The following is a 20269-nucleotide window of genomic DNA, read 5'->3' as shown; positions in this document are numbered from 1 at the left end:
AATCTCGATAATTTAAAGATTTGACGATATTTAATTCGTTAAAAGTCTTATGAGCAGGAATCATGCCGTTATTTTTTTAAATTAATTTTTATCTATACTACTGTTTTATATAAATATTAAAAAATCGAGTTTAAAGGCTGTGTTGATATTTCAACACTTAAACGCTAAAGAGTGTCCCAATCACAACACAACGGCGGCATTTAACCTCAATAATAATTCTAAAAAATCATAATTTATTGATTTGTTTAATATAATTTTATTGGCTTGGTTCTTGCTCAATACCCTTATATTTTTTAATTCTTATGATGATATGCGTATTTTTCCACGTCTACTTTTAGGTTTCAGTTTTTTGGGTCTTGTTGCTTGTGGCGCACAAAAAACAGAAGAGACCACCCCAAAACAGTCTGAACAGCAACAACTCCGAATTGCAGTCGTTGCCAATGGCACTTCGGGTAGTTTGGACTTTATTGGTGTGCCACAACTGATTTCACAAGATCAAATTTTTCTAAAAGCCTTAAAGCAAAATAACATTGAATTAAAGTGGGAACCAGTGACGACTGCTGCTGTAGCGACTCTGGTCAATGAAAGTTTTATAAATAATAAAATTGATTTTGCTTTTTATGGAAACCTTCCCGCTGTAGTCCTGAATGCAACAGGCGTTAAAACGCAAATTGTTGTACCTGGAGGTATCGGTAATAACGTCTACCTTATTGTTCCAGAAAATTCACCTATTAAATCTATTGAGGAATTAAAAGGTAAAAAAATTGCCCTACATCGTGGACGTCCGTGGGAAATTAACTTTGGGCAACTCATACAAAGTAAAGGATTAAGCTTAAAAGACTTTCAAATTGTGAATTTAAACCCGCAAGCTGGGGCCGCTGCTTTATCTGCTAAAAGTGTAGATGCCTTTTTTACCTTAAGTGATGCGCTTACTTTGCAAGATCGCCATCTGGGTAAAATCATTTGGTCGTCACAATCTTTACCAGCGGACTGGAAAATGCGTGCTGAACTCTGGGGCAGCAAAAGTTATATTGAGCAACATCCAGACACCACCCAATTACTTGCTGATGCGACAGTACGTGCAATGGACTGGATTGCCCACCATCAAGATGAGTTTCAGCAAAGTCAAACTAAGTTTGGCCAACCTCTTAGTGTGATTCAACGTGAAAGCCAGAACACGGCAAGCACATGGCAACAAGACTGGTCACCTAACTATCAAGTCGATTTTCTTAAACAGCATTATTCAAAAGTCATTGATCACGCTGTGAAAAATCAGCTTATTCAAACACCAATCAAAGCAGATGAGCTGTTGAATCCGAAGTTTACCCGTCAAGCGATTCAAAATTTACAGGCCAATCATGCCTCCAATAAGCAGGGAAACTAGACAATGAAAATACTAGTAAAGCCGCTTATTGAGCAAAATAATGATTTATTTAAAACCCCACTTCGTAAGAAATTTTCTTCTAAAAAGGTGTATGGGCTGCTCTCTGTGATTTCACCCTTATTAGTATTACTCATTTGGCAGTTGATTAGTTCTTTACAGATTTTCCCAACCCAAATTTTGGTGCCGCCTAAAACTGTCTGGAATACCTTCATTGCGTTGTTACAAAGTGGTGAGCTTCAAGTGCATCTCAAAGATAGTCTTTCTCGTCTGTTTTTGGGGTTTTCCATTGCAGCAATCAGTGCAATTGCTTTTGGTATTGCCTATGGAGCAAACACAACGTTCCGTAATTACACCTATATTTTATTCAACGTTCTTTATCAAATTCCGATCTTTGTCCTTATTCCCATTTTTATTTTAGTTTTTGGGATTGGTGAATTATTTAAAATTTTACTGATTATAAAGGCCTGTTTTTTTCCAATAGCGTTAGCAACGGCCGATGCAGTCAAAAATATTCCCAAAAAATATATTGAACTAGGACAAATCTACCAGCTTAAAACACGTGCTTGGCTCAGACTTATTATTCTTCCATCCATACTCCCGCCATTAATCGGTGGGCTACGAATTGCACTTGGTCGTGCATGGTTGATTTTAGTTGCCGTTGAACTACTAGCAGCTGGAACGGGTATTGGGCAAATGATGGAACTAGGACGTCAAATGTTGCGCTTAGATGTTGTGATGGTTGGTGTGTTTATCACAGGCGTGGTCGGGTTTGGTTTGGATAAAGTTTTACGTTTAGTAGAACACCGCTTTATCTCACCTGCGCTTAGTTCGAGGGAGAAATAATGTCTCAGCGTTCATTTACTTTAAAACAGACATGGCAACGGCCAATTATTTTAGTACAAGGCTTAGTACTACCATTACTGTTATTAGGCTTATGGCAATACAACTCAAGCTTAGGTGCCAGTCATGCCTATGCATTTGTTCCTTTACAAAACATTTATTTCGCATTTATTAAATTGCTTGAAACAGGTGAATTGTGGCTAAACACCTGGGGAAGTCTTAAAAAAGCTGGAATAGGATTCATCTTAGGTTCGATAAGCGGCTTAATTTTAGGTACTTTGCTCGCCTATTCAAAGGTTTTAAATGCTTTAGTTTCTCCACTATTTAATAGTATTCGACAAGTACCGTTACTGGGCTTAACACCCTTAATTGCCTTATGGTTTGGCAATGGAGAAGAAGCAAAAATCTTTATTATCGCGCTTGCCTCGTTTTTTCCATTAGTGATCAATACGTTTCAGGGCCTCAGCCACAATGATACAAAATACGATGAGATCGCACGTATTTATCAATTTTCATTCTGGCGCAAATTTAAAAAAATACGCCTTCCCCAAGCTCTACCCCATATTTTAACTGGTTTAAATTTAGCCGTGCCATTTACTTGGATCACCACGACAGCAAGTGAGTTGCTATTCAATGCGGGTGCGGGACTCGGCAACTTAATGATGAAAGCCGAGATTAACGCTGAAATGGATATTCTGTTGGTTTGTGCGATCACGGTGACCCTTTGTGGGGCCTTTATGACGGCAAGTATTCATCTTATTTCAAAATGCCTGCTGCAATGGCGTACCTAATTTGTCTTTTTAAAAAATATTGTTAGGAATTTATATGTCTTTCTCTCTACTTTCTATTAAAAAACTCAATAAATCTTTTCAACGTGATCAAAATACTTTGACCGTTTTAGATGGGATTAACCTCAACATTGAGCAAGGTGAATTTATTTCGATTGTTGGCAGTAGTGGCTGTGGAAAATCAACACTACTGCGCCTCATTGCTGGATTAGATCAAGACTATGACGGTGAAATTTTACTAAATCAAACTCAGATAAAAGGTACAGATTTAAAACGCGGTCTTATCTTTCAAGAGCACCGATTACTTCCATGGCTTACTGTTTTTGAAAATATCCATTTAGCACTTGAAGAGACTCCACTAACCCGTGAAGAGCGAAATTTACGGGTAAATGAGCATATAGAAATTGTCGGGCTGAAGGGTTTTGAAAAGGCGTATCCACATGAGCTTTCTGGTGGCATGGCACAACGTGTTGCAATTGCCCGCGGACTCGTCAATAAACCCGATATTTTACTTTTGGATGAGCCTTTTGGTGCTTTAGATGCCATAACACGGAGTCACTTACAAGCTGAACTTCAGCGTATCTGGCAACACGAAAAAATCACCATGATTTTAGTCACCCATGATATTGAAGAAGCTGTCTATCTCGGAGACCGTGTGATTGTGATGTCAGCTCGACCAGGAAAAATTAAAGAAATTATTCAAGTTCCATTAGCTCATCCTCGACATAAAGAAAGTGAGCTGTTATTTGGTTTCCGTAATCAGGCACTTAATATGCTAGATCACACTGCATAATTAATTTGAATATTGATCGATATTAATATGATTTAGAAAACAGATAATATCGTGATATTAATATTCTTTACATTTAATTAATATAGGATAAAGAAAATGGGTTTATCTATTTGGCATATTTTACTGTTCGCAGTTATTGTTATTTTATTATTTGGAACTTCAAAGTTAAAAAACCTTGGTAAGGACTTAGGTGGTGCAATTAAAGACTTCAAAGACTCAGTTAATTCTGATGATCAGAAATTATTGCAGAATCAGCAATACAAAGATATTAGTCCAGTTGAATCACATAATGAAAAACAAAATAAAATATGAGTGATTTATTATTATGTTTAATATCAGCTTTGGAGAGTTATTAGCTTTTGCAATTATTGCGCTTATTATTTTAGGACCTGAAAAGCTTCCTCACACGTTAAGATCAGTCCTCCTTAAATACAGAGCAGTTAAGAACCAAATTAGTAAAATTCAAAATGATATTGAAAACGAACTTGACCTGTTCGAACTTAAGAGAATCATGCAAGAAGAGCTGCAAAAAATAAAACAAAATGAAGAGCAGCTCAAACAACAACTCGCTCTCATGCAACAAGAAATTGAAAATGTACAAACATCTGTTTTTACGGAACAAAAAACCAAAGCACGGCGTATCAATGATTATATCTATACCCGTTCACAAGATGAGTTAAAGACACCATTTTTAGCTCATTTTAAAACAGCCAATAAATTCAGTGAGGATCAAGCCGCATGACGGAACATATTGTCAGTGAAAGCCTCACTGAAATGAAATATAGCGAACATTTAAAAGAATTAAGAAAACGACTGATCTATAGCATTAGTATTGTTTTAGCGATTTTTTTATTATTACTTCCGCTTGCTCAAAAGAACTACCATTTTCTTGCTCATCCTTTAATTTCATTACTTCCTAGCAATTCCACCATGATTGCAACAGATGTCATGAGTACATTTTTAGCACCTTTTAAGCTCAATATTTATTTTGCGATTTTATTAAGTATTCCCTTTATTCTTTATCAATTTTGGCAATTTGTTGCTCCCGCACTTTATCAAAAAGAAAAAAGGTTCGGTATAGCACTTGTGTTTTCGAGTAACCTTTTATTTTATTTAGGAATTGTGTTTGCCTATACTTTAATTTTGCCACTTGCTTTAAAGTTTTTCGTATTGGCATCGCCTGATAATGTGTTACCTATGACGGATATCAATAGCTATCTGGATTTTTGTTTAAAGCTTTTTCTAGCTTTTGGTCTGGCATTTCAAATTCCAGTTTTAACTTATATTCTTATTTTTATTGGCCTTATTTCTATTCAACAGCTAGAAGCACATCGTAAGCACATCATTGTATTCTTCTTTTTTATTGCAATGTTTATTACCCCTCCTGATGTTTTTAGCATGCTTGCTCTTGCAATCCCAATGTGGCTGCTTTTTGAATTGGGTTTATGGGTCACAAAATTCACAACGCAAAAAAACATCCATTAAAAAATGGATGTTTTTTCTATGTAAAACCCTTAAGCAATTTCATTTTCATTCTTATTAGGTAGTAAGTTATATCTTGATAAAAGATTACGTAAAACATTACGCGATAGGCCTAACATTTTTGCTGTCTTGACCTGATTATTCCAGCAACTTGAAAATGCAGTATTTACTATTTTATCTTCAATAATATGCCATGCTTCCCCATCATATTCTTGAAACAAACGCTTCAAAATACTTTCAAACTCTTGAATAAGATCATTGTCTGGTAACACGGCAGAACCCGTTTCCTCAGAAAATCTTAAATGCTCAAGATCAATTGTTTTACCGCCACTCACCAGCAAAGCATAATGAATATTGTTTTCTAGCTCACGAATGTTACCTGGCCAGCTATAGTTCAGCAGTGCATTTCTTGCTCTATCACTGATGTTTGGCTTAGTGGTAATAAGCTTCTGAGAGTATGAACTTAAGAAGAAATCAACCAGAGGTAAAATATCTCCTTTACGTTCACGCAGTGGCAAAATATTAAGCACAACTACATTCAAGCGATAATATAAATCTAGACGAAACTTGTTTTCTGCTACAGCTTTACGTAGATCGACGTGCGTCCCCGACAGAATACGGACATTAATTGGAATTGGTTTTCGACCACCCACACGTACGACTTCTTTTTCTTGCAATACCCTTAACAGCTTAACTTGTAAGGATAGAGGTAACTCACCCACCTCATCTAAAAATAAAGTACCACCATCGGCTGTTTCAAAAATACCAGCTCGAGTTTTGTTTGCACCCGTAAAAGCGCCAGCTTCATAGCCAAACAGTTCAGACTCAGCAAGAGTCTCGACCAAAGCACCACAATTGACCGCAAGAAAAGGCTTATTTTTACGATCACTTTTCAAATGAATTTCGCGTGCAATTAACTCTTTACCTGTTCCAGACTCTCCTTGAATGATGACACTAGCAGAGCTTGGAGCAATCGTTTCAACTTGATTTAATAATTTACGGGAGTTCTGATCTGAAAAGATAATTGCTTTTGCTCTTATTGGTTTTACAGGAACACCATTATCAGGCAAAGTAATTACTTTATAATCATTATCTAAAAAGGTCTTCATAATTACCCCATAAAACTTATGATATAAGCATTCTAAAAGGCTATATTACATTTCAGTTCGTTTTTTAATAAATAACAAATAAATATATTTAATCCAAAATTCACCTATTTTATTCTGAAAATATTTTCTCTTATAAATTAAAAATAAACACAATTCTTTTTTTATGATATGTTGCTTCTCAAACACAATGTTTATTTTTTGATTAAATCCAAACACTCTAAAAAATTATAATCCATTTCTATATTTGATTTATATAGGTATAAAGCTTGGCATTTATTTTGCTCATCTATTTAAAATCCACAAAATAGGTTTAATAATGAGCATCGAATTTGTAGGTATGGTTTTCCCTAACCAATGGTCTGAAACCAAAGGAACGCGAATTGGCCATAAAATTGACCTCGAATATCTACGTTACCACGCACGGGCACATGAATATGCGGATTTTGATAAAGTCTTAATTGCTAGCGGACCAACCAGTCCAGACAGCGCACAAATCGCGGCATACCTTGCCCAACATACAGAACGTCTTGGATTTATGATTGCCCATCGTCCTGCACTTCTCACTCCAAATCTTGCTGCACGTTCTTTTGCTACGCTTGACCATACTACAGGTGGTGGAAGAATCCGTTTACATGCAATTACCGGAATTACAGCGGAGCCTCAAGAAGGCGATTATATTGTTGATAAAGTTCAGCGCTATGAACGGACGGGTGAATATCTAGATATCATCCAGAAACTTTGGAAAAGCGATCAACCCATTAGCTATGAAGGTAAATACTTTAAGTTAGATAATGCTTTTTGCCCGTTAAAACCAGTCAACGGTACAATCCCGATTTCATTCGGTGGCTCTTCAGACATCGCTTATGATATTGCAGTCCGCCATGCAGATCTCTATTCACTATGGGGTGAACCACTGACTGGAGTAAAAGAGCAAATTACTAAATTGAAGCTCGCAGCAGAAAAAGCCAATAAACCCCAGCCTCCTGTTAGCTTATCTGTCCGTCTTATTATTGGTGCAACTGAAGAACTTGCTTGGCAACGAGCAGAACAGATTCTTGCAGATATTCAAAATAATCCGACTTTTCAAAATAGCGGCACATTGTCGGGACATAAAATCAAAGGCATCGGTTCACAGCGCTTATTGGCAGCGGCCCAGCAAGGTGATCGACATGACCGCGCATTATGGATGCCAACTGCAACTGCTGTAGGGGCTTATGGCGATACGACTGCCCTTGTTGGTACACCAGACACCATTATTGCCTCATTACTTGATTATGTAGATTTAGGGGTGACGACTTTCTTAAATCGGGGCTACGATCCGATCTATGATACGGTCGATTATGGTCGTTATATTATCCCCGCTGTACGTGAAGAGGCAGCCAAAAAATTAAAACAAATCGCTTAAACATTTAAAGAAAAAAGCCGCTCATTCAATATTTTTGAAGAGCGGTTTTTTTTAATAAAGATTTTCTTCAGTGAGAAAATCTTTATTCCATCTTTTATTGCAAGTCAGGTTTACAAATAGCCTGAATTTTCTCTCCTGCAATCACCTTTTTAGCAAACGGAATTGAATCTTTTAATGAGGCATTCACAGTTTCGCTATGTCCTAAGCCATGATACAAATGGCCTTCGACCACCGTACCTGCTTTACAAGCATCTGCCACCAGCTTCATTTGAGAACGAGCATCTGGAGTTCGGTCATTTGCCCCTGTCCCAATAAATAATGGATGACTGATTTTTAATGTAGGGTAATAACCATAATCATTTGACTGTTTCTCTTGCAGTTTTTTATAGCTTGCCGGCGGATTAGGTTTATATGCTTGTGCTGGCGAAAGCCCTGCGGTTTGAATATCTCCCATAAAACTTGTTAAGCAGGCATTTCTTGCTTGTTCAACTAAAGGAGCAGCTTCAGGCGTGAAAATATCTTCTGTTTTAATTTCTGGATATAAACTTTGTGTCACTAAAAAACTATAGATGCCATAAGCCAGTGATGGGCTGACTTCGTAAGGATTTAACTTTAACTGATTTTTTTCAGGCGTCGCTTCAGGATCTTGATAAATCACGCCCGTACCAATTGAACCCTTAATATTTAAGTCAGGTGCGTACGTTGCCGAATAGGAAGAAGCCGCAACAGCCCCAGCGCCTCCTTGTGATTGGCCAACAATCACAAACTTATTGGCAAGTGGCAACTTGGTTTTTAAAGCAGCTCTACCACTATCTAAAATACTATAAGCCAGCATTGGGTTATTAATTAACAAGTGTGGTCCTGCAACACCTAACCCTTCGTAATCTGTGGCAACGACCGCAAATCCTTCTTTAAGCCAACGGTTTAAATATTGTACATCTCGGTATGATCGTCCACTCCAAGACGGCGCACAAGCATCGGCCAAACCTACAGTACCATGTGCCCATAACACCACTGGCCAACCCTCTTTAGGCGGCTTTCCTTTTGGTAAGTGAATACTTCCTGAAACCACGATAGGTGTTTTGCTATCTTTACCACTGGTAGAACTGTAGAGAATTCGAATAGCCTGACTGTCATTTGCTAAACGAATATAAGGATTATGAATCGCTTCAGTTTTTAATAATTTTCCTGCCTGTTCAGGAATAGCTGATTTCCATGTATAAAACTCGGAAACTCGGCCATCTCCATATTTATCTTCAGGCGTTGGAGCTTGTTGAGCGGTGGCCAAACAACTTGAAGTTAACATCGTTGTGATTAAAGAAAACTTGCATAAAGTTGATAAAAAAGTATGTTGCATTGTTATTTACCTTAAAAAACTGTCTCATCATTTTTGATTTAAAATTCGTAACTTACGCGGCCATATAAATACGTTCCAAATGCTCCTTCAGGCGCATTAAAACTATATTTGACAATGTTGCCGACTGAAGAATCTTTGGCTTGATCAGGATGGCTATTAAATAAGTTGATCGCCCCTAAATTGAATTTCAGGCCTTTCACGAATGCATCCGCTTTGTAGCCAATATCCAAATCTGCAATCCACTGAGGGTCAAAGGTTTGGTCTAGTGCAGTATTGGTATTATTTAAAGTGGTCCATTTATCGTAGCGACGGACAGCCGTATTCACGCTCCAAGCTTGATTTGACCAAAGTGCGCCAAGCGTTAGCTTTGTTTTTGGTGCAGCAGACTCAATGAGGCTTTGTGTATTTCGTCCTGCAATGCTTGAAACAGGAATTCGTTCACCTTTTGCGGTAATAGAATCTCGAGTTTCGGTAATTTCATTTTTGTTATATGCCAGACCCAGGTTCAGATTTAACTTGCCATATTGTTCAAGGTTTAAATCATGCTTAAGTGCGAGCTCTAAGCCTTGAGTACGTGTATCTAATAAATTATTAAAGAACGCCACATTGGCAATATTTGAATATGGTGTATTGGCAAAAGCATTGGTAATTACACTTCCAGTAATATTGTCTGAAAGCAAAATACGATTTTTAATGTCGATTTGATAAAGGTCCAAAGTTGCCGATGTATTAACAAGTGGCTTCCAGACAAAACCTAAAGAATAATTCGTCGATTTCTCAGGTTTAAGAGAAGTTCCGCCAATGAGTAAAGCTGCCTCACTTCCTGCAACTAAAGTTCTTTGTTGAACATCTTGCCAACCTGAAGGGGTCTGCACTGTTTGTACACTATAAGCCGAATAGCCCTGCTGTGCCAATGACGGCGCTCTATAGCCTGTATTGACTGAACCACGTACCGTAAATTTAGGTGATACATCATATTTAGCAAATAATTTTCCGTTTGTAGTCGAACCAAAGTCTGAATATTTTTCACTCCGGACTGCTGCTCCGACATTCAAGTCTTTAATAATATCTGCTTCTAAATCTAGATAGATACCATAGACATCGCGGCTAATTTTTCGTTCATCTTGATCTGTAATTCCGGCATATATTCCCGGAACACCAACACCCAAAGTTGTGCTTGGATTAAAATATGGGCCGCGGGTATAGGCAATTGGATCACCTGCATTTTGCTTATATTGCTCCCAACGATATAAAACCCCTGTAGATAACGTGAGTGGGCTTGCTAACCAGTCAATTGCAATATCACGGCTATAATCTAGCCCTGTATTTAATTGTGAAAAAATATTTTCGCCCAAGTCATAGTTTGAAGGAGAATTTGGCCCGTAACTTGGATTAATGCCATTGCCTTGTTCTGTGCTGACTTTATTTTGCCCATAGGTCGCATAAAGATCATATTTACCTGACTTCTGCTCTCCTTTTTTAACTCCAACTGTCGTTGCAAAATCATCTACAGTGACTAAGCTCAATGGCGAGCGTCCATCTGGATAACGTTCTTTAAAATAGCTGGATTGATTTAGTACTGTTTTGGTTGTTGGTGGCTCATAAAAATTTTCCCCTATTGTTTTACGGTGTCCATAGCTACTAAAACCATAAAGTGCAAGGTCATCTGTCAAAGGCAAATCTAGATTGGCAGTCACATTGATTTGATCTTTTTGTTCGGGGGAGCCAAATTTCCATGTTCTATAGGGTGTATTTTGTTCTGTATATTGAGCCTTGGTTGAACCATCATAAAAAGTTCGCGTATCAGCTGCCGTGTTACTTGCAGCTTCACGTTTGCCTAAATCTAATGCAACCGTCAATGCACCATCATTAGGGAGCGCAAAACCTTTCCAAAGATTAACTTTATGTTGTTCACCATCTCCTTGAGTATAGCCACCCGTTTGATAGCTTACGCCACCGCCATGATCTCGTGATTTCAAAATAATATTAACGACACCGGCGATTGCATCTGACCCATATTGTGCCGCAGCTCCATCTCGCAAGATTTCTATACGCTCGATCGCGCTCACTGGAATTAAACTTAGGTCAGTTACCGCCGCGCCTCTTCCACCTGCATAGGCTTGGCGGGTGAAATAAGCGGATGTATGACGACGTTTTCCATTAATTAAAATTAGAGTTTGATCAGCAGATAATCCTCTAAGTGCAATACTTGGCGGAACCGATGCCCCAAACCCACCTGCAGGAGAACTCGGTAAAGTCACCGAGGGAGACAGCCGTGTTAACGCTGCTGCAAGATCAGTCGCACCAGTCTCTTGTAACGCTTTGGCAGTTAAAATATCAACGGGTGCAGGTGCATCCAGAGAATTACTAATTGCTCGTCTAGAGCCTGTAACAACCACAGATTGTAATGTGATGGCATCCTCTTTCTCTGGCAAATTCTTTTGATCATTTGCCAAAGTAATTGAGGCAGTGAGTGTACTCAGTGCAAAAATTGAGGAGTGAAGAATGAATTGAGAAAAATATGTACGCATATTGGCTTCCTTAACGATCTAGACCGATATAGCAAAGCCGATGCCAAATATTTTATTATTTATTATCAATATCTTAATTTGGTTAAATAAAAGAATCATTGTTTAAATTTAAACAATGATTCAAAAAAATGTTTATAAAACTACAGTTGTGAAATTTGCAAATCGCTTAAACAAGTTGGTTTTGTAAATATGACTGATATAACTGAAAGTAAGCTGACTGCTGCTGTATTAACTGCTCATGTGAACCTTCTTCTGCGACATGGCCATTTTCAATCACGACAATTTTGTCGGCTTCACGAATGGTACTCAGCCGATGTGCAATAACAATACAGGTTCTATTTTGGCATAAACGTCTGAGCGCATATTGTATTTTTTGCTCGGTATAAATATCGATTGCAGAGGTGGCTTCATCTAGAATTAATATTTTAGGGTTTGCCAAATAAGCTCGAACTAAACAAACAAGTTGCCTTTGTCCATGACTAAGATTTTTACCAAGCGCTCCCACTTCGGTGAAATAGCCTTGCGGCAGTTGTTGCAATATCTCATCCGCTCCCAAGTCTTCAATAACCTGGATAAGTTTCTGGTCTGTAGCATCAGGTTGAACTAGACGTAAGTTATCTAAAATAGATCCACTAAATAAAACATTATCTTGTAAAACGATACTCACATGCTGTCTTAAACTTGCAAGATGAATATTTTGTATTGGATAACGGTCTAGAAAAATTCCACCTTGCTGAGGTTCATAAAATCGCGTTAGCAACTGAACCATGGTACTTTTGCCATGTCCAGTTGGGCCTACAATCGCAATTATTTTTCCAGCCTCAATGTCCAAATTAAAGTTTTGTAAAACAGGTTTGTGGGTATAGGCAAAATCTACCGACTGAAATCGAATATGACCGTTCAAGTGTTCAAGCTTCACAGCATTCGGTTGTTCTTGAATCGTAGATTGAGTGTCTAAAAGAAGAAATATACGTTGTGCACATGCCGCTCCATTGGCATAACGTTCAAATAAATCGGTCAGTTCCTGTAAGGGTGCTAAGAATAAAAACACATAGAAAATACTTTCTGCAAACTGCCCTATACTAATCATGCCATCACTATAAGCATAACTGCCAATCACAATGAATCCAGCAGTGGCTAGAGTCGAAAGTAAACCTGTAAAAGGAGCAAACCAACTGGTCCGCTTGCTGCCATAAATAATAGAGTTATTAAAGTCTTTTAATAATTCTTGATAACGAGATTGATTGGTTTCAGTGTAATTTAACTGCTGAATGATTTTTGCTCCATTTACTGTTTCAACCAAATGAGCAGTAAATCGACTGCGTTCCTCCGCAACTCGTCCCCAATGTTTTTGTGATGACTTTTTAAAAATAGCAGTCATTCCAAATAAAATGGGTAGCGTCGCAAATAAGCACCAGAAAAATGGTGGATAGATATGCCAAAGGAGTACTGAAGCTAATCCACAACGCAAAATTGCCGAAAGTAACTCTGGTGGCCCTTGTATTAAAACAGGCTCTAGTGTTTCGACATCACGATCAGCTCGTGAAATAATCCTGCCAGCCTTGGTACGATCAAAATAGCCGATATTTAAACTTTGGATATGCTGAAATAACGAACGTCTTAAACCATTAATCACTTTCAAAGCTGCTCGGCCTGAAAGATATTTTGATACGCCCGCTAAAGCAAAACGACAAATCCAACTTAAGGTTAAAATGCTAATCGCAATCAACAAAACAGGCTGATTCAATACCATTTTTCCAGCAATTTGTTGAAAGCCCAAATCTAAAATATATTTCACCACCCAAGGCCGGACAAAAACGCTCATCACTTGTAAAATTTCTACTGCAATTAAAGCTAGTAGCAAGTAACGGATGGGATAAACTAAAGGAATAAGTTTTTTTAGCATTCCTCTATGAATTGAGGCATTTGCCAAATTTTCTTCAATTTGTAGATCAGCTGATTTTGCAAATGGGCGGAAATTTTTAATACTGGTATTCATGCATCAATCTCCTGCTGCTCTAACTGAAAACCCATCAACTCTCGATAAAACAAACAATTTTGAACTAATACAGCATGTGAGCCTTGGGCAATAATGTGACCCTGATCAAGCACAATAACGCGATCAGATAAAGCAATCGTGGTTTGTTTATTAGAGTTAATAATGATTGTTTTCTTAAAATGGTTTCCATTATTAGAAAGTGCTGATAAACGCTGTAAAACTTGTTTTTCTGTAGTCGCATCTAAGGCACTGGTAGAATCATCTAACGCTAAAATTGGAGAATTTTTTAAAATAGAACGGGCCAAAGCAAGTCTTTGTTTTTGTCCTCCAGACAAGGTAACGCCCTTGTCCCCAATCAACGTGTCTAAGCCATGATCAAGTCTTTGTAATAGTTCAGATGCAGAAGCTAAATGTAAAGCCTCTTTCATCTCTTGCTCAGTTGCATCTTGCTTAGCAACTCTTAAGTTATCTGCCAGTGTGCCACTAAAAAAGAAATTTTCTTGAGGAATGATCTGAACCAAATGTCGTAATTCAAATAGGCTTAAATCTTTAATATTCGTCCAGCCCATTTGCTCAGAGCCAATCAAAACTTGCCCTTCTGTTGGATCAATAAACCGATTGAGTAAATTCATCAAAGTCGTTTTACCTGAGCCTGTCTTACCGACAACAGTAACGATTTCACCTGCTCGAAATTCAACACTGCATTGCTTTAAAATATAATTTTTTGTTGTTTTATCCTGAAAGCTGACATTTTCTAATTTAATGCTTAACTCATCACGCCTTTGCAAGGTTAGAGGATATTGTTGATCTTCAATTGCGGACTTCTCATCTAGCATTTGCCAGATTCTTGTTGCAGACGAGCGAGCATCAGCGAAAATATGTAAGACCTGACCAATGCTTTCAATACGAAACACCAATAAATTTGCCATGAGAATGGCAGCAACAAATTGCCCTACTTGCAACTGATTTTGACCAATTAAGTAAGCACCAAAAGCAATGACCCATAAGTAAGAACCCGCAATAATCACTTGCGGAATAGGTAACCGTTTCGCACTTGTCTTGATAGTCTGAATAGAATGATAAATAAATAGATCTACAGCATGGTTAAAGCGTTGTAAGAGTTTCTCTTCGAGTTGAAAAGCTTTGACCACTCGAATTCCATTCACGCTCTCTGCCAAGGTATCGCTGACTTTTTCATATGCAGATGCAACTTGATGGTCCAGAACCACCAATTGATTGGTCAGTTTAAATAGAACCCATAATCCTAAAAAAATAAATAATAAGGGAACTAGGCCAAGCCAAGGATGATACCAACATAAGAGCCCAACGGTTACGGTAACAACCAAGCTTGACTCAAACACTTGTCGCCAAAAATTGATCAATGCTTCTTTTAATTTATCTGAATCACGTGTTGTACGAGATAATACTTCTCCCAGCCCATGTTTCCAGTGCCATGAAACATCTAAATGCTGTACTTGGCTAAAGATTCTTTCTCTTAAAATACTTAGTAGTTGCTGACCAATGGTTAAAGCACTTAACCCTGCCAGATATTGAATAACAGCCCTAATACTGGCAATACTCGTAAGTAGAATGAACCAAAACCAAGGATTTAAAGGATCAGTGATAGCGTGTTCAAATAAGGTTTCTCGTTCACTATGTTTTAAGGTATCAATCGCATGTCCGATTGAATACTGTTGAAGTGCTAACCCGATATTTGCAATAACAAATAAGGTCGCCGTCAATAAGAAACGAAATGGCATAAAACGATATAAAGCTAAACTTCGTAATAATGGATAATTTTTAAACATAAAGGATAGTAAAAACTTAAGATTCCGTTTTATTGCGAGATTCATGCCAAATTAATGACCTTAAAAAATATTTTAAATTATTGTTTTATATTATTTTTATACAGCGCTATTTATGGAGGTGTTGTTTTTAAAACACCCGCGCAATTCTTGTGTTGTAATCGCAACAAAATTTGATATATCAACATCACAAAAAAAGATATTAAAAATAAGTTATAAATATCAATGAATTAATGAATGGCATCAATTTTGCTTTAAAGCATGAAAACCACAAAAGGATGTCACGATGACAACACTTCAAACTCAACCATTAAACACACTTTGGTACACGCGCTGCCCTGTACCAACTGGTCTAGGCATTTCAATTCAAAAAGGTTGGCTCAAAGAAAAGTTTAAGGAGCAACAGATTGAAATAAAATCAATTCGAGAATCAAACTCCAAAGATATTCGTAACTCTCATTTTAACCACACCCTTGCCAACTCAGTTCGACATGGCGGCAGTATTCCAGCCATCTGGGCATATGCATCGGGTCAAAAAACCAAAGTAATTGGATTATCTTGGGCTGATGAAGTTCAATTGTTATTAACACGCTACGATTCAAACATCAAAACTGTTGCAGAATTAAAAGGCAAACGTTTTGGTATTCCACTGAATCAAGATGCAATTATTGATTTCTCGCGTGCACAGGCGATTCGTGGTTTAGAGAATGCTTTAAAAACTGTAAATTTGAAGGTGAATGATCTTGAGTTGATCGATTGTTTACGAGCAGACATTTTAGCCGCCCAACAACAACAGCCTGAAGAAAATGATTCTAGTTTTTATGGTAATCGCAACAAAATTAATGCAAGTGCAGAGATCGTGGCGTTAATTAAAGGTGATGTTGATGCCATTTTCCTAAAAGGTGCACATGCTGCGCAAATTGCTCATGATTTCGCTCTGCATACTATTATTGATATTGGCTCACATCCAGACCCTATTCTACGCTCTAATAATGGAACACCAAGAACACTGACTGTCGATGAGGATTTTCTAACACAATATCCAGAGCAAACTCAATCAATTGTAGATGCTGTTTTACAAGCAGAACAATGGGCACATACACATGCCGATGAAACCCATCGTTATTTGGCAAAAGAATGTAATAGTAGTGAGCAATGGGTTCATGCAGCGTATGGGGCAGACGCACATCTGAAACTCAACACTAACTTTGATGAGACTTCAATTATTGCTTTACAAGACTTGAGTGACTTTCTCTATCGCTGGAACTTTATTCCTGCACAAATTAATGTTCGTGAATGGCTTGCGCAAGATATTTCTATTCAAGCTCAAGTGGCTTAATAGTACAAAAGCAAAAAGGTTGTCTTGATGACAACCTTTTTTACAACTTGATTTTATTAATTAAGCTGAGTTCAATAAGAAGTATGATACTCGGAAACGTCATCAGCAACCTGCGTGATGTACGCAAGATAATGTTTCTACGATACATTTGAAATAAATCCAAAAAATGAACAGGTTTTGCTGATGACAATGGTTTTGCCTACTTTTGTCGAAACAAAAGTAGGTCGAGCCGACGGCTTATCCTGAAATTAGATGAGAACTTGGCAAGATTCCACCAAGATATTTTCTTCCATAAGTTATAGAAATATTTAAGTCGGATTCAGTTTAATTAAATTTAGTCACATTTTCCGCCTGTTTCTTCAGAAGCACTGAATTGTATTCTCCTGGTGGAATATTATTTAAATAATAATTTCCAACATGATAGAGCCTCCAGCGAATTGGATCATGCGTGGTGTGAGTTCGTGCATTTCGCCAGAAGCGGTCTAGATTCCATTTCGATAAGGTTGAACTTGCCCCGAGTAATCCAAAAATTTCACTCGAAATTTTTAAAGATGCATGATCAGACTGACTTCGTGTAGCAGCAACCGATAAAATCAGTTCGGTTTGTAAGTCTTCATCTTCTATATTTGCCAAATGCTGTTCAAAAATCTGTGCTGAACGATCTAACAATGCCTCAGCAGAACGAACTAAAACAGCAAACTCACCAATTTGTTTAATAATATGAGATTCATGTGTAGGGGAATCGACCCCACTTTCTACCCAAGGTCGAGCATGATGTTGTAAATAATCAATCCCGCCTTGTAATGCCCCTTTGGCAATTCCTGTGTCCATTGCAGCGTGTAAAATTTGAGGCCAAGTGAGTCCCGTACGTAGAACCGTGCCTAAACCACCTGTATTTCGCTTGGCAACATAACGTTCATCAACAACCACATCTTTAAAATTAACAGTGCCACTGACACTATTATTTTGTCCCATTGCATCCCAGTCATCGAGCAACTCTACTCCCTGTGTATCTCGATGAATTAAAATTGAGACTGGTCCATCATCACTACCCGCAAATAAAGAAATCCATTCTGCGAGTAAAGAGCCCGTAGAGTAAAACTTACTGCCATTTAAAATTAATTGTCCTTCTGCATTTCGTTCTACACGTGTTTTATGCTGAAACTTATCTTTGCCTCCAACTTCTGCAAGTGCATTGCCCAAACGTTTTCCACTTAATACATCGGCAAGTAATTGATCACGGATTTCATCGTCATAGCCAGTTAAAATTCCTCGGAACATAGTGAAGTGAATTTGTAATAACTGTCCTACACCACCATCGGCAGATGAAATAATTTTCACCACATTGACCAATGTTGAAATACTGGCACCTAAGCCTCCAAATTGCTTAGGCACAATAATCGCGGTTAAACCAGCTTCTGAAATTAAACGCGCCTGATCATAAGGGACAGTCTTGTTATAACTTGGATCTCGAGCAAATTGATTCAGTTGATTTGCCACCTCTTTTGCAATCTCAAGTGCTTCTTGCTCACTTTGAATATGTCTTACACTACCTAATTCTAAAAAATTACGTTGGTTAATATCGTTCATTTTTAACTCCGGAAAATCTGTTCTTTTTTATGCGCTAACTTCAAGCACGTTGTTTTTAAACAAGCTTGGCGCATGGGTAAGCAAAGTTTTGGTATATATATGTTGAGGATGACTAAGCACTTGATCTGTTTCACCGTATTCAACAATATGTCCATTTTTTAATACGGCGACTCGATCTGCGATTGCGCGAACAACCCCTAGGTTATGGGTCACAAATAGTAAGGTCACACCTTGCTGCTGAAGGTCTTGTAGCAGTTTTAAAATAGATGCCTGAACTGAAACATCCAAAGCAGAGGTAATCTCATCACAAATCAAAACATCAGGTTGGCACAGCAAAGCTCGCGCGATCGCTACGCGTTGTCTCTCCCCACCCGATAAATCTCTAGGATAGAGTTCTTGAACTTGTAGAGGCAGAGAGACTTGTTTAAGTACCTGTGTGACTTTTTCTATGGCTTCTTGTCGAGATGCTTCAAAGAAATGCTGCACGACCTTAATTAATGTCTGACCAATCGTATGCGCTGGATTTAAGGCTTTATAAGGGTTTTGAAAGATATATTGCAGTTTATGTCGCTGCTGCAAATGACGCTGTTGCCCACGCAATGACAAGACTTCATCTGCTAATGTAATTTGTCCATCTGCATTTTCATTCAGGCCAGCAATGACACGCGATAAAGTAGTTTTTCCTGAACCCGATTCACCAACTAATGCTAAACATTCGCCTTTTTTGAGTTGAAATGAGATATCAAAAAGAGCCTGTTGCTGCCCATACCATGCATTAATATGTTCAACTTTTAGCAGTGCTTCTCGATCAGTTTCTCGTTCAATAACCTGATGATTAATCTCTTTAAAAGTAATCACGCCAACATGATCCGAATGGTGACAAGCAACAAAATGCGGGTCAAACTCATCTTTTAATTGAGTTAATTCAGGTTGTTTTTGACGGCATATATCTGTGGCGAAAGTACAACGTACTGCAAAAGCACACCCCGCTGGACGTTCATTTGGTGAAGGTGCATGTCCTTCAATGGGAGATAAATATTTACGAATGGCCACATCGGGAATGGCATTAAGTAAACCTTGCGTATAAGGGTGTTTAGGGGTTTCAAATAGTTGGGTTAATACCGCATCTTCAGCAATTCGCCCTGAATATAAAACAATCACCCGATCTGCAATGTCTTTTACAACCGTTAAATCATGCGATACATAAATAGCAGCAACATTATATTCACGGCATAATTTACGAATGATGTTCAACACCAATGTCTGCGTCGTCACATCTAAGGCGGTGGTTGGCTCATCTAAAACAATCAAACGTGGCTGTAGCAAGAATGCCAAGGCCAATAAAATTCGTTGTTGCTGTCCACCTGAAAGTTGATGGGGATAACGCTTGAGAAATAGCTCATCATGAGGTAACCCCACTTCATCTAAAATTTTAGCTACTTTTTGGTATTTTTCAGCGCTCGATAACTGTGCTTGATGGACTTCTAATAATTCAAATAAATGTTGACCAATACTTAATGCTGGGTTGAGTGCCGTTCCAGGATCTTGAGCGACATGACTAATTTTATAGCCACGAATCTGACGTAAAGCATGATCATCTAAACTGAGAATATCTTCATCGTCCAGTTCAATAGTTCCTTGAATAATCTTGGCGCCATGTCGTGCATAGCCCAATAAGGCACTCGATAATGTCGTTTTACCAGAACCACTTTCTCCGACCAGACCTAGAACTTCACCTTCTCTCAAGCTAAATGAAATATTAGAAACGATGTGATTGCCGGTGTTTACCAATGCCACGGTTAAGTCTGTTACGGTCAATACTGTATTTTTAAATGTATTTGCCATGT

16 protein-coding genes are annotated in these 20269 nt (G+C 38.1%); 9 read left to right on the top strand and 7 right to left on the bottom strand.

Annotated features, from left to right (window positions below; genetic code table 11):
• Positions 1 to 310 precede the first annotated feature (310 nt).
• From F886_RS11615 to tatC, 7 genes are all read left to right on the top strand, one after another.
• The gene (locus F886_RS11615; protein WP_005305304.1) at positions 311 to 1384 is read left to right on the top strand and encodes an ABC transporter substrate-binding protein; all 1074 of its coding nucleotides are present in this window, start codon (positions 311 to 313) and stop codon (positions 1382 to 1384) included.
• A gap of 3 nt (positions 1385 to 1387) precedes the next feature.
• Positions 1388 to 2227: an ABC transporter permease gene (locus tag F886_RS11610; RefSeq protein WP_005305302.1), complete on the top strand. Its 840-nt coding sequence runs from the start codon at positions 1388 to 1390 to the stop codon at positions 2225 to 2227.
• Complete coding sequence (locus F886_RS11605) at positions 2227 to 3015, top strand: ABC transporter permease (protein ID WP_005305297.1); 789 nt, start codon at positions 2227 to 2229, stop codon at positions 3013 to 3015. The genes F886_RS11610 and F886_RS11605 overlap by 1 nt, the downstream gene beginning before the upstream one ends.
• A gap of 19 nt (positions 3016 to 3034) precedes the next feature.
• Positions 3035 to 3805 carry an ABC transporter ATP-binding protein gene (locus F886_RS11600; protein WP_081402167.1) on the top strand — a complete coding sequence of 257 codons (771 nt, stop codon included), beginning with the start codon at positions 3035 to 3037 and terminating at the stop codon, positions 3803 to 3805.
• A 96-nt stretch (positions 3806 to 3901) separates the two neighbouring features.
• Positions 3902 to 4117, top strand: coding sequence for a Sec-independent protein translocase subunit TatA (locus F886_RS11595; RefSeq protein ID WP_005040670.1), 216 nt, complete (start codon positions 3902 to 3904; stop codon positions 4115 to 4117).
• A 13-nt stretch (positions 4118 to 4130) separates the two neighbouring features.
• On the top strand, positions 4131 to 4547 hold the full coding sequence (gene tatB / locus F886_RS11590) for a Sec-independent protein translocase protein TatB (protein WP_005305288.1): 417 nt from the start codon (positions 4131 to 4133) through the stop codon (positions 4545 to 4547).
• The gene (gene tatC, locus F886_RS11585; RefSeq protein WP_005305285.1) at positions 4544 to 5290 is read left to right on the top strand and encodes a twin-arginine translocase subunit TatC; all 747 of its coding nucleotides are present in this window, start codon (positions 4544 to 4546) and stop codon (positions 5288 to 5290) included. Before tatB ends, tatC begins: the two co-directional genes overlap by 4 nt.
• Positions 5291 to 5319: 29 nt before the next feature.
• On the opposite strand, the gene F886_RS11580 is transcribed toward tatC, so the two are convergent.
• Positions 5320 to 6396, bottom strand: a complete 1077-nt coding sequence (locus F886_RS11580; RefSeq protein ID WP_000846949.1) for a sigma-54 interaction domain-containing protein — start codon at positions 6394 to 6396, stop codon at positions 5320 to 5322.
• A 316-nt stretch (positions 6397 to 6712) separates the two neighbouring features.
• Between F886_RS11580 and F886_RS11575 the strand changes: the two genes are divergently transcribed.
• Complete coding sequence (locus tag F886_RS11575) at positions 6713 to 7801, top strand: LLM class flavin-dependent oxidoreductase (RefSeq protein ID WP_005305279.1); 1089 nt, start codon at positions 6713 to 6715, stop codon at positions 7799 to 7801.
• Between the two features lie 94 nt (positions 7802 to 7895).
• Here F886_RS11575 and F886_RS11570 read toward each other — a convergent pair whose 3' ends face one another.
• From F886_RS11570 to F886_RS11555, 4 genes are all read right to left on the bottom strand, one after another.
• Complete coding sequence (locus tag F886_RS11570; RefSeq protein ID WP_005305276.1) at positions 7896 to 9158, bottom strand: lipase family protein; 1263 nt, start codon at positions 9156 to 9158, stop codon at positions 7896 to 7898.
• Positions 9159 to 9196: 38 nt separating this feature from the next.
• Positions 9197 to 11689, bottom strand: coding sequence for a TonB-dependent receptor plug domain-containing protein (locus F886_RS11565; RefSeq protein ID WP_005305274.1), 2493 nt, complete (start codon positions 11687 to 11689; stop codon positions 9197 to 9199).
• 166 nt (positions 11690 to 11855) lie between these two features.
• The gene (locus F886_RS11560) at positions 11856 to 13688 is read right to left on the bottom strand and encodes an ABC transporter ATP-binding protein (RefSeq protein ID WP_005305271.1); all 1833 of its coding nucleotides are present in this window, start codon (positions 13686 to 13688) and stop codon (positions 11856 to 11858) included.
• Positions 13685 to 15496, bottom strand: coding sequence for an ABC transporter ATP-binding protein (locus F886_RS11555; protein WP_081402166.1), 1812 nt, complete (start codon positions 15494 to 15496; stop codon positions 13685 to 13687). The genes F886_RS11560 and F886_RS11555 overlap by 4 nt, the downstream gene beginning before the upstream one ends.
• Positions 15497 to 15779: 283 nt before the next feature.
• On the opposite strand from F886_RS11555, the gene F886_RS11550 reads away from it, so the two are divergent.
• Positions 15780 to 16832 carry an ABC transporter substrate-binding protein gene (locus tag F886_RS11550; RefSeq protein WP_005305266.1) on the top strand — a complete coding sequence of 351 codons (1053 nt, stop codon included), beginning with the start codon at positions 15780 to 15782 and terminating at the stop codon, positions 16830 to 16832.
• A 324-nt stretch (positions 16833 to 17156) separates the two neighbouring features.
• Here F886_RS11550 and F886_RS11545 read toward each other — a convergent pair whose 3' ends face one another.
• Together F886_RS11545 and F886_RS11540 are read right to left on the bottom strand one after the other, a co-directional pair.
• The gene (locus tag F886_RS11545; RefSeq protein WP_005305264.1) at positions 17157 to 18422 is read right to left on the bottom strand and encodes an acyl-CoA dehydrogenase family protein; all 1266 of its coding nucleotides are present in this window, start codon (positions 18420 to 18422) and stop codon (positions 17157 to 17159) included.
• A 27-nt stretch (positions 18423 to 18449) separates the two neighbouring features.
• Positions 18450 to 20267 carry an ABC transporter ATP-binding protein gene (locus F886_RS11540; protein ID WP_005305261.1) on the bottom strand — a complete coding sequence of 606 codons (1818 nt, stop codon included), beginning with the start codon at positions 20265 to 20267 and terminating at the stop codon, positions 18450 to 18452.
• Positions 20268 to 20269: the final 2 nt, after the last annotated feature.

It is taken from the genome of Acinetobacter sp. NIPH 542, assembly GCF_000369825.1.
GTDB classification, from domain to species: Bacteria; Pseudomonadota; Gammaproteobacteria; order Pseudomonadales; family Moraxellaceae; genus Acinetobacter; species Acinetobacter oleivorans.
The sequence above is the reverse complement of the archived record's forward strand: the minus strand, read 5'-3'. Positions and strand labels throughout refer to the sequence as shown.

Bases quoted from the DNA above. Each gene is read 5' to 3' on its own strand.
- F886_RS11605 (WP_005305297.1), top strand. From the start codon at position 2,227: ATGTCTCAGCGTTCATTTACTTTAAAACAGACATGGCAACGGCCAATT.
- F886_RS11610 (WP_005305302.1), top strand. From the start codon at position 1,388: ATGAAAATACTAGTAAAGCCGCTTATTGAGCAAAATAATGATTTATTT.
- F886_RS11555 (WP_081402166.1), bottom strand. From the start codon at position 15,496: ATGTTTAAAAATTATCCATTATTACGAAGTTTAGCTTTATATCGTTTT.
- tatB (WP_005305288.1), top strand. From the start codon at position 4,131: ATGTTTAATATCAGCTTTGGAGAGTTATTAGCTTTTGCAATTATTGCG.
- tatC (WP_005305285.1), top strand. From the start codon at position 4,544: ATGACGGAACATATTGTCAGTGAAAGCCTCACTGAAATGAAATATAGC.
- F886_RS11545 (WP_005305264.1), bottom strand. From the start codon at position 18,422: ATGAACGATATTAACCAACGTAATTTTTTAGAATTAGGTAGTGTAAGA.
- F886_RS11575 (WP_005305279.1), top strand. From the start codon at position 6,713: ATGAGCATCGAATTTGTAGGTATGGTTTTCCCTAACCAATGGTCTGAA.
- F886_RS11550 (WP_005305266.1), top strand. From the start codon at position 15,780: ATGACAACACTTCAAACTCAACCATTAAACACACTTTGGTACACGCGC.
- F886_RS11580 (WP_000846949.1), bottom strand. From the start codon at position 6,396: ATGAAGACCTTTTTAGATAATGATTATAAAGTAATTACTTTGCCTGAT.
- F886_RS11595 (WP_005040670.1), top strand. From the start codon at position 3,902: ATGGGTTTATCTATTTGGCATATTTTACTGTTCGCAGTTATTGTTATT.
- F886_RS11560 (WP_005305271.1), bottom strand. From the start codon at position 13,688: ATGAATACCAGTATTAAAAATTTCCGCCCATTTGCAAAATCAGCTGAT.
- F886_RS11570 (WP_005305276.1), bottom strand. From the start codon at position 9,158: ATGCAACATACTTTTTTATCAACTTTATGCAAGTTTTCTTTAATCACA.
- F886_RS11565 (WP_005305274.1), bottom strand. From the start codon at position 11,689: ATGCGTACATATTTTTCTCAATTCATTCTTCACTCCTCAATTTTTGCA.
- F886_RS11615 (WP_005305304.1), top strand. From the start codon at position 311: ATGCGTATTTTTCCACGTCTACTTTTAGGTTTCAGTTTTTTGGGTCTT.
- F886_RS11540 (WP_005305261.1), bottom strand. From the start codon at position 20,267: ATGGCAAATACATTTAAAAATACAGTATTGACCGTAACAGACTTAACC.